At 64.1% G+C, this 12,978-nt stretch carries 14 protein-coding genes and 1 other RNA gene; 10 read left to right on the top strand and 5 right to left on the bottom strand.

The features are described from left to right. The first annotated feature begins 152 nt into the window (after nt 1-152). Complete coding sequence (locus tag ACR65N_RS16100; RefSeq protein ID WP_440457841.1) at nt 153-707, top strand: SH3 domain-containing protein; 555 nt, start codon at nt 153-155, stop codon at nt 705-707. On the opposite strand, the gene ACR65N_RS16095 is transcribed toward ACR65N_RS16100, so the two are convergent. Then, complete coding sequence (locus ACR65N_RS16095) at nt 700-1,692, bottom strand: adenosine kinase (protein WP_440457840.1); 993 nt, start codon at nt 1,690-1,692, stop codon at nt 700-702. The genes ACR65N_RS16100 and ACR65N_RS16095 overlap by 8 nt on opposite strands. A gap of 341 nt (nt 1,693-2,033) precedes the next feature. On the opposite strand from ACR65N_RS16095, the gene ACR65N_RS16090 reads away from it, so the two are divergent. Next, nucleotides 2,034-2,981: an AEC family transporter gene (locus ACR65N_RS16090; protein WP_440457839.1), complete on the top strand. Its 948-nt coding sequence runs from the start codon at nt 2,034-2,036 to the stop codon at nt 2,979-2,981. A 55-nt stretch (nt 2,982-3,036) separates the two neighbouring features. On the opposite strand, the gene ACR65N_RS16085 is transcribed toward ACR65N_RS16090, so the two are convergent. Next, nucleotides 3,037-3,615, bottom strand: coding sequence for a c-type cytochrome (locus tag ACR65N_RS16085; RefSeq protein ID WP_440457838.1), 579 nt, complete (start codon nt 3,613-3,615; stop codon nt 3,037-3,039). Between the two features lie 162 nt (nt 3,616-3,777). On the opposite strand from ACR65N_RS16085, the gene ACR65N_RS16080 reads away from it, so the two are divergent. From ACR65N_RS16080 to ACR65N_RS16070, 3 genes are all read left to right on the top strand, one after another. After that, the gene (locus tag ACR65N_RS16080; RefSeq protein WP_440457837.1) at nt 3,778-4,533 is read left to right on the top strand and encodes a 3-deoxy-manno-octulosonate cytidylyltransferase; all 756 of its coding nucleotides are present in this window, start codon (nt 3,778-3,780) and stop codon (nt 4,531-4,533) included. A gap of 12 nt (nt 4,534-4,545) precedes the next feature. Further along, a complete protein-coding gene (locus ACR65N_RS16075; RefSeq protein ID WP_440457836.1) occupies nt 4,546-5,409 on the top strand; it encodes a prephenate dehydratase in 864 nt (287 codons plus the stop codon). 84 nt (nt 5,410-5,493) lie between these two features. Beyond that, a complete protein-coding gene (locus tag ACR65N_RS16070; RefSeq protein WP_440457835.1) occupies nt 5,494-6,405 on the top strand; it encodes a DMT family transporter in 912 nt (303 codons plus the stop codon). Here ACR65N_RS16070 and nudC read toward each other — a convergent pair whose 3' ends face one another. Together nudC and ACR65N_RS16060 are read right to left on the bottom strand one after the other, a co-directional pair. Then, nucleotides 6,406-7,368 (bottom strand): NAD(+) diphosphatase, encoded by a 963-nt coding sequence (gene nudC, locus ACR65N_RS16065; protein WP_440457834.1) that lies wholly within the window; start codon nt 7,366-7,368, stop codon nt 6,406-6,408. Then, nucleotides 7,365-7,775, bottom strand: a complete 411-nt coding sequence (locus ACR65N_RS16060) for an HIT family protein (RefSeq protein ID WP_440457833.1) — start codon at nt 7,773-7,775, stop codon at nt 7,365-7,367. The genes nudC and ACR65N_RS16060 overlap by 4 nt, the downstream gene beginning before the upstream one ends. A gap of 86 nt (nt 7,776-7,861) precedes the next feature. Between ACR65N_RS16060 and ffs the strand changes: the two genes are divergently transcribed. From ffs to ACR65N_RS16045, 3 genes are all read left to right on the top strand, one after another. Continuing rightward, nucleotides 7,862-7,958, top strand: an RNA gene (ffs, locus tag ACR65N_RS16055) — signal recognition particle sRNA small type. An 80-nt stretch (nt 7,959-8,038) separates the two neighbouring features. Beyond that, a complete protein-coding gene (locus ACR65N_RS16050) occupies nt 8,039-9,940 on the top strand; it encodes a DNA polymerase III subunit gamma/tau (RefSeq protein ID WP_440457832.1) in 1,902 nt (633 codons plus the stop codon). Between the two features lie 23 nt (nt 9,941-9,963). Further along, nucleotides 9,964-10,287: a YbaB/EbfC family nucleoid-associated protein gene (locus ACR65N_RS16045; RefSeq protein WP_440457831.1), complete on the top strand. Its 324-nt coding sequence runs from the start codon at nt 9,964-9,966 to the stop codon at nt 10,285-10,287. A gap of 95 nt (nt 10,288-10,382) precedes the next feature. Here ACR65N_RS16045 and ACR65N_RS16040 read toward each other — a convergent pair whose 3' ends face one another. Next, the gene (locus ACR65N_RS16040; RefSeq protein WP_440457830.1) at nt 10,383-10,994 is read right to left on the bottom strand and encodes an MOSC domain-containing protein; all 612 of its coding nucleotides are present in this window, start codon (nt 10,992-10,994) and stop codon (nt 10,383-10,385) included. A gap of 56 nt (nt 10,995-11,050) precedes the next feature. On the opposite strand from ACR65N_RS16040, the gene recR reads away from it, so the two are divergent. Further along, a complete protein-coding gene (gene recR, locus ACR65N_RS16035; RefSeq protein WP_440457829.1) occupies nt 11,051-11,656 on the top strand; it encodes a recombination mediator RecR in 606 nt (201 codons plus the stop codon). Between the two features lie 12 nt (nt 11,657-11,668). Beyond that, a complete protein-coding gene (locus ACR65N_RS16030) occupies nt 11,669-12,919 on the top strand; it encodes a lytic murein transglycosylase (protein ID WP_440457828.1) in 1,251 nt (416 codons plus the stop codon). Nucleotides 12,920-12,978: the final 59 nt, after the last annotated feature.

Below are 12,978 nucleotides of genomic sequence, written 5' to 3'. Positions count from 1 at the left end.
AGTCGTTAACCAAGATCGGCGACATTCGACGGATCAGGCGTTTTCTACCAGACCCACCGGCGAAGACAAACGAAACCTCGTGGCGGCGGGCCGCTGCAGGCAGCCGGAAGGTCCGGGTGGTCTCACGTCTGGCGACATCGAAGAGAAGACCCATGCGCCGCTTTCCCCGTATTTCCCGCTTTGCTATCCTTCTGGCTGTCTCGTCCGTACTTGTAGGCGCAGTCGCCGATCAGAGCCCCGTTTTTGCGCAAAGCGCAGCGAAGGGCGCCAGCGGCCTGCCGCTGCCACGCTTCGTCAGCCTCAAGTCCCGGCGCGTCAACATCCGCGTCGGCCCGAGCACGGACTACGCCGTCTCGTGGATGTATATGAAGGAAGGGCTGCCGGTCGAAATCATCCAGGAATACGACAACTGGCGGCGTATCCGCGATGCGGAGGGCACGGAAGGCTGGGTGAACCAGGCCCTGCTGTCCGGCGAAAGGACAGCCGTCGCTGCCCCCTGGATGCGCGGCAAGGGGCAGGACGTGTTCGTCAACGTCAGGCGTGATCCGCAGTCTTCCGGCCAGTTGCTGGCCAAGCTGGAGCCGGGCGTCATCGTTCGCATTAAGGAATGCAACGGCACATGGTGCCGGTCGGAAGCCGGCTCCGTGCAAGGCTGGGTGAACCAGGGCGAGATCTGGGGCGCTTACCCCGGCGAGGCCTTCAAATAAGGCCTGCCGCTTCTCCCGCAGCCTTCAACGATGCCATCGGACGCGGGCCGATCTGCTGGATGACGATGCCTGCCGCAAGGCAACCCAGCCTGCCGCAGACGTCGAGCGACTTGCCGGCGGTGTAGCCAACTAGGAAGCCCGAGGCAAACAGGTCGCCGGCGCCGGTCGAGTCGACCACGTTATCGATCTTCAGGGCATCGACCTTGATGCGCTCTTCGCCGCGCACGATGACAGCCCCATCCTCGCTCAGCGTCACCGCCGCCAGCTTGCAGTCGGCAGCGATCTGGGTCAGCGCCGCCTCGAAATCATCCGTCTGGTACAGTGCCAGCGCTTCCTGCTTGTTGGCAAAGACGATGTCGACAGTGCCGGATCGCATCAGATCGAGAAACTCGTCACGGTAGCGGTCGACGCAGAAGGAGTCCGATAGCGTCATCGACACTTCGCGGCCATTCTCGTGGGCGATGCGGGCACATTCGCGAATGGCTTCCTTGGCACGCGGCGGATCCCACAGATAGCCTTCGAAATAGGTGACCTTGGAATCGGCGACGATCTGCGGCTCGACATGCTCCGGCCCGAGATCGACACAGGCGCCGAGATAGGTGTTCATCGAGCGTTCGCCGTCGGGCGTGATGAAGATCATCGAGCGTGCGGTCGGCGGCACCGTCCCGTCGGGAAGCGTCTGGTAGTGAACGCCCTGGGCGCGAATGTCGTGCTGGAAGATCTTGCCAAGCTCGTCCTCGGCCACCTTGCCGAAGTAGGCCGCGCGGGCGCCGAAATTTGCCACGCCGGCGGCCGTATTGCCGGCGCTGCCGCCGGACGCCTCGTGTGCGGGCCCCATCAGCGAGTACAGCAGTTCCGCACGATCGGCATCGATGAGGTTCATCGCACCCTTGATGATGCCGTTCTCATCGAGGAAGCGATCCTCGCACCGCGACAGGATGTCGACGATGGCGTTGCCGATGGTCAGGACGTCGAACTTGCTCATTGAGCTCTCAATCTTCGAAGGTTGTAAGGCAATCCCGTCTTAAAGATTTCGAGATCGAAGAAAAGCAAAAAGGCAGTCCCAGCCGCCGCCGTCATGCTTTCGTCATCGAGCCTTGCTAGATGCTCGATTATCGGAACGCTCTTCAGACCACGGATGAACTGGCAGAGAGCGTGCCGATGCCATCGGGGCGCGGGCGGTCGACAACACAGTCCGTCATCTGTCGGTAAGTTCCAGCTGCGACAATCCCTGTCTGGCGATTGACGCGCCCGGACGCCATAGCGCTTTCATATCCCCGCCAAAGGATTTAAACGGAACCTCTCCTCTCTTGGAAAGACTTCCGCGTGTCAGCCGTTTTCGTCAACGTCGCCCCCGTTTTCCTGCTCATCCTCATCGGATGGATGGTCTCACGAACCGGCCTCATGGAGGAGAAGGCGGGAGACGCGATCGCCGAATTCGTCTTCAAGATCGCCCTCCCGACACTGGTATTCCGTACGCTTGCCGAGGCGCATTTCGAGGGTGCTTCCCCGTTTCGCCTGTGGATCGCCTATTTCGGCGGCGTCGCGATCACCTGGACGGCCGGGCACCTCGTGGCACGACGGTTCTTCCAGCGCGACGCGAAGATCGGCGTCATTGCAGGCATGTCGTCGGCCTTCGCCAACAACGTCTTCATCGGCCTGCCGCTGGTCGGCCGGTCGGTCGGCAATGACGGCATCGTTGCGATCTCCATCCTGCTCGCCATCCACCTGCCGCTGATGATGATCGCCGGCACGATCCTGATGGAGCACGCCGCCTCAAAGGTCGACGGCGGCGGGCGCCGGAGGCTCGGCGCCATTCTGCGCCAGGTGGGAGCGAACCTGGCGCGTAACCCGCTGGTGATCGCCCTCTGCGCCGGCCTCATCTACAATCTGAGCGGCCTCGGTGCCCTGCCGGTGGTGGTGAAGAGCGTCGTCGACCAGATTGCCAGCACGACGGCGGCAGCGGCCCTGATCTCGCTCGGCATGACGCTGCGCAAGTATCCGGTGCGCGGCAATCTTTCGCTGGCGGCGGTGATGGCGGTGCTCAAGCTGCTGCTCCTGCCGGCAGCCGTGTTTTCGCTCGCCAAGCTGCTCGGGCTCTCGCCCGCCTGGACGTCGGCCATGGTGCTGACCTCGTCGGTACCAACCGGGATCAACGCCTGGATCATTGCCACCCGCTTCCAGTCCGGCAGCAGCCTTGCCGCATCGGTGATCAGCATCACGACGATCTTCGGCGTCATCTCGGTAAGCTTCTGGGCCTGGCTTCTGAACTGAGCGGGCCAAACAAAAAGGCCCGGACGAGCCGGGCCTTTTCTTATTTTGCGAGAAATCAGTTGGTCGCCGGGGCTGGCGCGGCTGCCGGATCCGGCAGCGGAACCGGGCTCTCCGCCAAAGACCGCAGATAAGCGATCAGGTTGGCGCGCTCGTCGTCCTTCTTCAGGCCGGCGAAACCCATGGCCGTGCCCGGAATGTAGGACTTCGGCGCCGTGAGAAAGTGGTTCAAGTGTTCGAAGTCCCAGACGACGGACCCACCCTTGGAGAAGTCCTTCATGGCTGCCGAGTAGCCGAAGGCGGCATGCGATGCGAGAGGCCGATTGACCACGCCCCAGAGGCCGGGTCCGACCTTGTTGGGGCTGCTGGGATCGGCGGAGTGACAGCTCGCGCATTTCTTGAAGACAGCTTCGCCGGCCTTGGCGTCGGCCGTAGCGAGAAGCTGGGCGATCGGCACTGCGGCCGCAGTGGCTGCAGCAGCGCCACCTTCGCTTGGAGCTTCTTCGGCAACGATCGCGAAGCCCGGCTTCTCCGGCGCTTCCGAATGGAAGAGGCCCTCGGACGCGATCGAAACCGACATCATCACAAAGACAGTGCTGAGCAAGGCCCCCACAGCCATGTTCGTATAGGAATTCATCCGCCAAAAGCTCCTTGCCGCCCGCCGGCCCACCCGCCGGAATCACAGGCGTCCCACCTTGAAATTCGCCGAAAGCTATGTCTTTTGCGGAACCGGTGCAACCTTATTCACATGATCCCCCCTGAGACCTTTTGCCATCCTCAGGGCCGAGCGAGGCCTTCCATGCGCAATCCGGATTTCGACAGAACGATCGTTCTCATTCCTGCCCGCATGGCCTCGACGCGCCTGCCCGGAAAACCGCTTGCAGACATCTGCGGGGCGCCGATGATCGTCCAGGTGGCGCGTCGCGCACGCGAGGCGGATGTCGGCCGTATCGTTGTTGCCGTCGACGACCAGCGCGTCTTCGACGTGGTGAAGAACGAAGGCTTCGATGTCGTCATGACCCGTCAGGATCACCAGTCTGGCTCGGATCGCATCCACGAGGCGCTGCAGTCCGCCGATCCCGATGGCAGGAGCGAGTTCGTCGTCAATATTCAGGGCGACCTGCCGACCATCGACCCGGCCGCCGTGCTCGCTTCGCTGCGTCCCATGCAAGACCCTTCCGTGGATATCGCGACGCTTTCCGTCGTCATCGACAACGAGGCCGACAAGACCCTGCCGCACATCGTCAAGGTCGTAGGCTCGCCGCTCTCGGACACCCGGATGCGGGCGCTCTACTTCACCCGGGCGACGGCTCCGCATGGCGAGGGCCCGCTCTATCACCACATCGGCCTCTACACCTATCGGCGCCGCGCGCTGGAACGCTTCGTGTCGCTTGCACCGTCGGTGCTCGAGAAGCGTGAATCGCTGGAACAACTGCGGGCACTCGAGGCGGGCATGCGCATCGATGTCGAGATCATTGACACCGTTCCGCTCGGCGTCGATACTCCGGCCGACCTCGAAAAGGCTCGCGCGCTCCTCGCCGGCCGCTCCCTCTGACGGACATCCCCCATGGCTTCCCCGACCAATCGCATCGCCTTCCAGGGCGATTATGGCGCAAACTCCGACATGGCCAGCCGGGACATGTTCCCGGCCATGGATCCGCTGCCCTGCCCGACCTTCGAGGATGCCTTCACGGCACTGGAGAGCGGCGAGGCGGACCTGGCTATGATCCCGATCGAAAATACGCTTGCCGGCCGCGTGGCTGATATCCACCACCTGCTGCCGGAATCGAAGCTGCACATTGTCGGCGAATATTTCATGCCGATCCGCTTCCAGCTGATGGTGCTGCCGGGCGTCGGACGGGACGAGATCCGCACCGTGCACAGCCATATCCATGCACTCGGCCAGTGCCGCAAGATCATTCGCTCGAACGGCTGGAAGGCCGTTGTCGCGGGTGATACGGCCGGCGCCGCGAAGCTGGTCGCAGAACGCGGAGACCGCTCGATGGCGGCACTTGCGCCGCGGCTGGCCGCCGGCCTCTACGGTCTCGACATCCTGCAGGAGAATGTCGAGGACTCCGAGCAGAACGTCACCCGCTTCGTTGTCCTGTCGCGGGACGAAAGCTGGACGCCGAGAACAGGCGGCGCGGACGTGGTCGTTACCACCTTCGTCTTCAATGTCCGCAATATCCCGGCAGCCCTGTACAAGGCGCTCGGCGGTTTTGCGACCAACGGCATCAACATGACGAAGCTGGAAAGCTACCAGATTGGCGGGACGTTCACCGCCACGCAGTTCTATGCCGACATCCAGGGACATCCCGAGGATGCCCCGGTGCGTCGGGCGCTGGAGGAGCTGCAGTTCTTTTCGGAAAAAGTCCGCATCCTCGGCGTCTATCCCGGCCACCCGATGCGCGGTGCGCTGAACGGCAACTAGCCCTCCTCTCTCGTCCCGGGCGGCGGCGTCGGGGCATTCATCGCCCTCGGTCGTCGGGGCGAAGGCATCACAAGGATGTCCGGCATGTTCATCGGAATTCTCGCCGGCTTGCTGACGGGCGCCCTCTGGGGGCTTACCTTCGTCGCGGCGCGGCTGGTCCAGCCCTTTTCGCTGTTCGACATCACCATTGCCCGCTATGCGATCTTCGGGCTGACCTGCCTGATCACCATGCTGCATCCGCGCTTCCGGCTGCGCGGTATCGGCATACGGCGGGCATTCGTCGGCATGGCGCTCGGCGTCATCGGCTATGTCGGCTATTTCGTACTCGCCTCGCAGGCAGTCCTGCTTGCCGGACCGGTTGTGCCGCCGCTGATCATCGGCGTGACGCCGGTGGTTCTGCCGGCTATCGCCAACCTCATCGAGCGGACGATCGGCTGGAAACGGCTTGCCGCGCCGCTCCTGATGATCGGTGCCGGCATCCTCATCGTCAATGTCGAGCTGGTGGCCAAGCTGGATGTCGAAGGCCAGCGGATGATGCTGGCGGGAGCCGGCTGCGCCGTCGCAGCACTTCTGGTCTGGGTCATCTACGGTATCGTCAATTCCCGGCTGATGCGCGCCGAGAACCCGCCCAGCGCGCTCGACTGGACGACGCTGCACGGATTTGGGGCGCTGGCAGGCTCGCTGCTACTGATCCCGTTCTCCTCGGACGCCTACCGGACTGTACCGACTGAGGTGCTCACGCATTTCCTGCTCTGGGCACTGGTGCTCGGCATGGCCGCCTCTTGGCTCGCCACCTGGTGCTGGAGCATCGCCTCGCACCGCCTGCCGCTTGCCCTCACGGCCCAACTCATCGTCGCGGAGACGGTGTTCGGGCTGATCTTCGGCCTGTCGCTCGACGGGCGGTGGCCGACGGTCTCGGAAGCTGCCGGCTGCCTGCTGCAGATCGCCGGCGTATCGCTTGCGGTGCGTGAATTCACCCGAAGGCAGCACGCCTGATCAGCGCGGCCACTCGACCCAGTCACGCATCAGCCGGTGGGCGATCGCGCCCCCAGGCGGCGCGAACGGTCCTTCGCTGGCCGGATCCGCGTCGAGCATGGTCTCCACCTCTGATCGGGTGAACCAGCGGCAATCGGCAAGCTCCTGCGTGTCCACCGAAATCTCCTCCGACAGCGCCTCGGCAAAGCAACCGATCATCAGCGAATGCGGCATCGGCCAGGGCTGCGAGGCGTGGTAGCGGACGCGGCCTGCACGGATGCCGCTTTCCTCCAGCGTCTCGCGCCGGACGGCATCCTCAATGGTTTCGCCCGGCTCCAGGAAGCCGGCAAGCGTGGAATACATGCCCGGTGTGAAGTGGTGACTACGGCCGAGCAGGACGCGATCGCGTGCGACGTCGACCGTCAGCATGATCACCACCGGATCCGTGCGCGGGAACATCATGTGGCCGCAGGCGGGGCAGATGCGCTTATAGCCGCCGAGTTGGCTTTCGGTCGGCGTGCCGCACTTGCCGCAGAACCTGTTGGCGGCGTTCCAGTGCAGCAGGCTCAGCGCCTGCGCCACCTCGCCCAACGTCTCCTCGTCCAGCAGCCCGTCGCGGAAGGCGGAGCGGGCTTCGGTGATCTTGAAATGGGTCGCCAGTTCCTCTGCCTGCAGGGCGACGTTGACCGCCAGCCGCGGCTCGCCGTTCGGCCGGTAGCCGAGCAGGATCAGCGTATCCATCTGCGGATGCAGCCCGGCCAGTTCATGCGGAGCAAACAGCGCATCGAGCACCTGCTCGTCGTGCTTCAGCACGAGCTTGCCGGCGGCAGAGACCAGGACATGGGCGCCCGGATGCTGGAGCGCCGTTTCGATGCAATCATCGCCGCGATGCTCGGCATCGCGATCCAGACGGTTGCCGGAGAAGGCTGTGAGGCGGCTCGCCTCCTCGTGAGGTGCAGCGGTATCGAACAGGGCAAGTGTCATGATGAGAGGGCTTCACTCAGTGTTTTCAGAAAGGCCTTCCTGGCGTTTTCGTCGTAGGCTGTGGCAGAACCGTGGCCCCAGATCGGCCCGGGCCAGTTCGGATCACCCTCGTTGCGCGCCACAACATGCACGTGCAGCTGCGAGACGACATTCCCCAGCGCGCCGATGTTGATCTTTCGCGCGTTGGTGACCTTCTTCAGCGCCTCGGCGACGAGATTGGTCTCGAAGGTCAGCAAGGCCTGGTCGAGCGGCTGCAGTTCGAAGACCTCCGTCTTGCCGGCCCGCTGCGGCACCAGCATCAGCCAGGGCCAGCGGCTGTCGTGGAGAATTCGCAGCTGGCAAAGGCCAAGCACGGTCACCAGATCGGAATCCCTGGCCAGCCGCGCATCCAGTTGAAACTCACTCACGACACCCTCCTAATTTTCATAAGGGCTAGCAGTTTTTTGCCGGCTTGGCTTGCATTTGGTTCTCGAATTGTCGATATGTGACGCCGGGAGGTTGGTGGTGGACGAGCCACTCGCCAACCGGGTCAGGTCCGGAAGGAAGCAGCCCTAACGAGCCAGGCACGGGTCGCCGTGCCAGCCTCCCACCTCATTTTTCCTTGGTCAGCGTCCGGTCCAGTCCATAGGCTGGTTGAAGGCTGGAACGGCCCTTAAGGCTGGCGGACTTCATGAGCGACACCTTGCCGACAATTTCGGGAAACGGCGCGACGGGAGCCTCCGGCTACCGCGTGCTGGCGCGCAAATATCGGCCTAAGGATTTCTCAGATCTGATGGTCGGTCAGGAGCCGATGGTCCGCACGCTGACCAACGCGTTCGAGACCGGCCGCATCGCCCAGGCCTACATGCTGACCGGCGTGCGCGGCGTCGGCAAGACGACCACGGCCCGCATCCTGGCGCGCGCGCTCAACTACAAGACCCACGAGATCGATAGACCGACGATCGACCTGCGCATCCCCGGCGAGCATTGCCAGGCGATCATGGAAGGCCGGCACGTCGACGTGATCGAGATGGATGCCGCCTCGCATACCGGCATCGACGACATCCGCGAGATCATCGAGCAGGTGCGCTACCGGCCGGTTTCGGCGCGCTACAAGGTCTACATCATCGACGAAGTGCACATGCTCTCGACGCAGGCCTTCAACGGCCTCCTGAAGACGCTCGAGGAGCCGCCGGAGCACGTCAAGTTCATCTTCGCGACGACCGAGATCCGCAAGGTGCCGATCACGGTCTTGTCGCGGTGCCAGCGGTTCGACCTGCGCCGCATCAGCGCCGCCGATCTGGTCGGCCTGTTCTCCACCATCCTTGGCAAGGAAGGCATTCCCTTCGAACCCGAGGCGCTGGCAATGGTTGCCCGTGCCGCGGAAGGTTCGGCGCGCGACGGCCTGTCGCTGCTCGACCAGGCGATCGCGCATGGCGGCGGGCATGTGCAGGTGGACACCGTGCGCAGCATGCTCGGCCTTGCCGACCGGGCGCGCATCGTTGACCTCTTCGCCAACATCGTCAGCGGCGACGTGACCGCTGCCCTGCAGGAGTTCACCGGCCAGTACGAAGCAGGTGCCAATCCGGTGGTGGTGCTGACGGATCTTGCTGACTTCACCCACCTGGTCACCCGCATCAAGTATATCCCGGATGCCGCCGACGATCCGTCGCTCAGCGAAGTGGAACGGTTGCGCGGCGCCGAGTTCGCCGGGTCGGTCGCAGTCAGCACGCTGTCGCGCATCTGGCAGATGCTGCTGAAGGGCATTCCGGAAGCCGAGAATTCGTCCCGCCCGGCCGGTGCCGCCGAAATGGTGCTGATCCGCCTGACGCACGCGGCACACCTGCCTTCGCCGGAGGATGCCGCACGCCGCGTTGCCGATCTGTTGAATGGCGGCGAAGGCAGCGTCCAGTCGGCCGCACCGTCGCCATCCGGCAACGGCGGCGCGCGGGCAAGCCTCGGCGGCAATGGTTCGGGACAGGCTTCCGCAACGGCCCGCTCTATCGACGTCGCCATGCCTTCCCGCGCGCCACAGGCTCAGCCAACGACGATGCTGCATGCAGTGCCGTCATCTCAGCCTCAGCCGTCAGTCGTCGGCGTGACCGAGGCGCGGACGCAGGAAGCTCCACAGCCGAAGGTCCCCGTCAGGTCGCTGATGGATATCGCCGATCTCTGCACCAAGAACCGTGACGCCAAGCTGAAGGCGCTGGTGCGCAACTTCGTCCGGCTGGTGAAGATCGAACCCGGCCGGCTCGATATGCGGATGACCGACGGCGCGCCTGGAACGCTGCCGGGAGAGCTCGGCGTCAAGCTGAAGGAATGGACAGGCATCCACTGGATCGTCAGCCTCAGCAAGGAGGCCGGCGAGCCGACCCTCATCGAGGCCGACAATTCCGCCCGCGAGGCGCGGCTGACGGATGCCCGTGCCGATCCCGACGTGGCGGCGATTCTTGCCCAGTTCCCAGGCGCGAAGGTCACCGATGTGCGGATCCGCGTCAGTGAAGAGGACGAGGCCGCCGAGGAAGCGCCGTTGCCGGCGGCCATGGAAACCGCCGAGGGAGACATTCTTCCGGGCGACGACATCGAATTCTAACGAGAAGAAGAAGGAGCCGCCCGATGCGCGACATCATGGGAATGATGGGCAAGGTCAAGGAAATGCAGGCCAAGATGGAGACGATGCAGGCGGAGATCGCCGCGCTCGACGTCGAGGGCAAGGCCGGCGGCGGACTGGTAACGGTGCGACTGAACGGCAAGGGCGAGATGCTCGGCCTGAAGGTGGACCCGTCGCTGTTCAAGGAAAACGAGGTGGAGATCCTCGAGGACCTGATCATCGCCGCTCACAAGGACGCCAAGGACAAGGCCGAGACGATTGCCGCGGAAAAAACCCGCGAGCTGACGGCCGGACTTCCCATTCCTCCCGGCATGAAGCTGCCATTCTGATAGCCGGCTGAGATCCGATCAAAGCGCATGAACTATCGTGCGCTTTGATCCTTGCTCTCTGAAGATGGCAGGTGCCGCAGTTGCGATCGCGCCCGCTAGCTTGCGAAGGTCGGCCTCCAGCGGCTGCCGATCGGGGCGGCGAGGAACCGGGCCTTCTCGGCATCCGTCAGCGTTTTTCCGACAGCGGCCAGCATTTCGGCAATGCTTACGCGGTCGCCTCCGTAGAGTTCATGACGGACCGGATCGCCGACGGAAACGGCACCCGTTTCGATGACGCGGCAATAGATGCCGGGCCGCCCGCCTCTGAAATAGGTCTTGACGAAGGTCGGATCACCCATCTTCACCGCGAAGGTGTTGCACGGACTGCGGGCGCAGCTTGCTTCCAAGACCACCTCCCCCACATGGAAGCGGTCGCCGGCGGCGACATCGCGATTGTCCAGCCCGTCGATGACGAGGTTCTCGCCGAACGTTCCCGGCGGCAGGTCCCTGCCGAGCTGCTGCGCCCACCAGTCCAGGGTGAGACTGCCTTCGAGGAGAACCGCCTGGTCCGGTCCGCCATGGTATTTGCGATTGCAGACCGCATCACCCAGCAGACCTTCGGTGTCGACAAGCACCGCCGACGACACCGGCTGCTTGTTGATGCCTGTCTTGAAGCTCTTGCCCGGCAGCTTCTCGGCATTGCCGATGCAGATGGCGCTGACTTTCATGCGAGGAGCCTTAACTGTTGATTCCGTTCCGCAACCATATGGTCTAAAAGCGGCGCATGGCAAAACGCGTTACCGGTCCAGAAATCGAAAAACTCATCCAGCTGCTGGCAAAGGTGCCGGGTCTCGGGCCCCGGTCGGCGCGCCGGGCAGCTTTGCACCTCATCAAGAGGCGCGAACAGCTGATGGGCCCGCTGTCGCATGCGATGGGCGAGGCCTACGACAAGGTGAAGATCTGCTCGCATTGCGGCAATGTCGACACTGTCGATCCCTGCACGGTCTGCACCGACGAGCGGCGCGATCAGTCGATGATCATCGTCGTCGAAGACGTCTCCGATCTCTGGGCGCTGGAGCGCGCCGGAGCGATGAGTGCCGCCTATCATGTCCTCGGGGGTACACTATCACCGCTCGACGGCGTCGGGCCCGACGACCTCAACATCAAGGGGCTGATCGACCGGGTGAGCGAGGGCGGCATCCGCGAGCTCATCCTTGCTGTCAACGCGACGGTCGAAGGCCAGGCAACGGCCCACTACATTACCGACCGGCTGACCGACCTGCCGGTCAAGATCACCCGGCTTGCTCATGGCGTGCCGGTGGGCGGCGAGCTCGACTATCTGGACGAAGGAACGCTGACGGCGGCGCTTCGTGCCCGAACCGCGATCTGAGGAGCTGATGCGATGAGAAAAGCCCCCCTTCTTCTCGCGGCAGCGACGGCATTCATCCTGTCGCTTGGCCTTCCAGCTTCTGCTGCCCCGTCGAAATCCGAAGTGGAGGCACAGTTCCGAACCTGGCTGACCCGGGAGATCACCCCGGAAGCGCAAAAGGCCGGCGTTTCCGCCGCGACCATTTCCGCCGCGCTGAACGGCATCAGGCTCTATTGGGATCTGCCGGATCTCGTGCCGCCGGGAACCACACCGCCGAAGGAGCGCGACCAGAGCCAGGCGGAGTTTTCCTCCCCCGGCGCCTATTTTTCCGAACAGCGCCTGCAGGGTCTGGCCGCCAGCGGCCGGACGCTTGCCGCCACGCATGCCGCGACGCTGCGCAAGATCGAGCAGGCCTATGGCGTGCCAGGTGCGATCGTGCTGGCCGTCTGGGGTCGCGAATCCGGTTACGGCCGGGCGAAGCTGCCCTACCCGGCGATCGACGTGCTGGCAACGAAGGCCTTCATGTCGACTCGCAAGGAGATGTTCCGCACCGAGCTTATCGATGCGCTGCGGATCATCCAGCACGGTGACATCTCGGCCTCGCGGATGATGGGGTCCTGGGCAGGAGCCCTGGGGCAGCCGCAGTTCATGCCGTCGAGCTATGCCAAATATGCGGTCGACTTCGACGGCGACGGACGTGCGGACATCTGGGATTCGGTGCCGGACACCCTGGCTTCGATCGCCCACTACCTAGCTTTGAAAGGCTGGCAGCGTGGCCGCGATTGGGGCTTCGAGGTGACCATTCCCGCCAGCGTCTCCTGCGCGCAGGAAGGACCTGACCTCGCCAAGCCGCTTTCGGCATGGGCTGCGACCGGCATCGAGCGCGTCGGCGGCAAGGCTTTTCCGGCCAACGAGGCAAAGTCGGACGGGATGATGCTGGTGCCGGCCGGCCGCCACGGCCCGGAATTCCTGGTGACGCCGAACTTCTACGTGCTCAAGGAATACAACAACTCCGATCTCTACGCGCTGTTCATCGGCAACCTTGCCGATCGCATCGCTCATGGAGCGGGCTCCTTCCAGGGCCAGTGGGGCGCTGTCGGCAAGATGCTTCGGTCAGATGTCCAGTCTATGCAGAAGGCTCTGCAGGCGAAGGGTTACGACGTCGGCAAGGCTGACGGGCTGGCCGGCTTCAAGACGCGCCGGTCTCTCGGCGACTGGCAGGCGAAGAACGGGCTCGCGGCCACCTGCTTCCCGGACGAAAGCCTGAAGGCCCGGCTGCGGTAGCAGCCTTCACAGCGATAGCTTGGAGCCCAGCACGGTGGCGCAGACACGCGTCATCGGCG

This window comes from Rhizobium sp. SAFR-030, assembly GCF_059415005.1.
This window is presented reverse-complemented; position numbering and strand designations above follow the sequence as displayed.

Excerpts from the sequence above, each read along its gene's own strand:
- ACR65N_RS16050 (WP_440457832.1), top strand. The coding sequence starts at position 8,039 with ATGAGCGACACCTTGCCGACAATTTCGGGAAACGGCGCGACGGGAGCC.
- ACR65N_RS16095 (WP_440457840.1), bottom strand. The coding sequence starts at position 1,692 with ATGAGCAAGTTCGACGTCCTGACCATCGGCAACGCCATCGTCGACATC.
- ACR65N_RS16070 (WP_440457835.1), top strand. The coding sequence starts at position 5,494 with ATGTTCATCGGAATTCTCGCCGGCTTGCTGACGGGCGCCCTCTGGGGG.
- ACR65N_RS16045 (WP_440457831.1), top strand. The coding sequence starts at position 9,964 with ATGCGCGACATCATGGGAATGATGGGCAAGGTCAAGGAAATGCAGGCC.
- nudC (WP_440457834.1), bottom strand. The coding sequence starts at position 7,368 with ATGACACTTGCCCTGTTCGATACCGCTGCACCTCACGAGGAGGCGAGC.
- recR (WP_440457829.1), top strand. The coding sequence starts at position 11,051 with ATGGCAAAACGCGTTACCGGTCCAGAAATCGAAAAACTCATCCAGCTG.
- ACR65N_RS16080 (WP_440457837.1), top strand. The coding sequence starts at position 3,778 with ATGCGCAATCCGGATTTCGACAGAACGATCGTTCTCATTCCTGCCCGC.
- ACR65N_RS16040 (WP_440457830.1), bottom strand. The coding sequence starts at position 10,994 with ATGAAAGTCAGCGCCATCTGCATCGGCAATGCCGAGAAGCTGCCGGGC.
- ACR65N_RS16100 (WP_440457841.1), top strand. The coding sequence starts at position 153 with ATGCGCCGCTTTCCCCGTATTTCCCGCTTTGCTATCCTTCTGGCTGTC.
- ACR65N_RS16085 (WP_440457838.1), bottom strand. The coding sequence starts at position 3,615 with ATGAATTCCTATACGAACATGGCTGTGGGGGCCTTGCTCAGCACTGTC.
- ACR65N_RS16075 (WP_440457836.1), top strand. The coding sequence starts at position 4,546 with ATGGCTTCCCCGACCAATCGCATCGCCTTCCAGGGCGATTATGGCGCA.
- ACR65N_RS16030 (WP_440457828.1), top strand. The coding sequence starts at position 11,669 with ATGAGAAAAGCCCCCCTTCTTCTCGCGGCAGCGACGGCATTCATCCTG.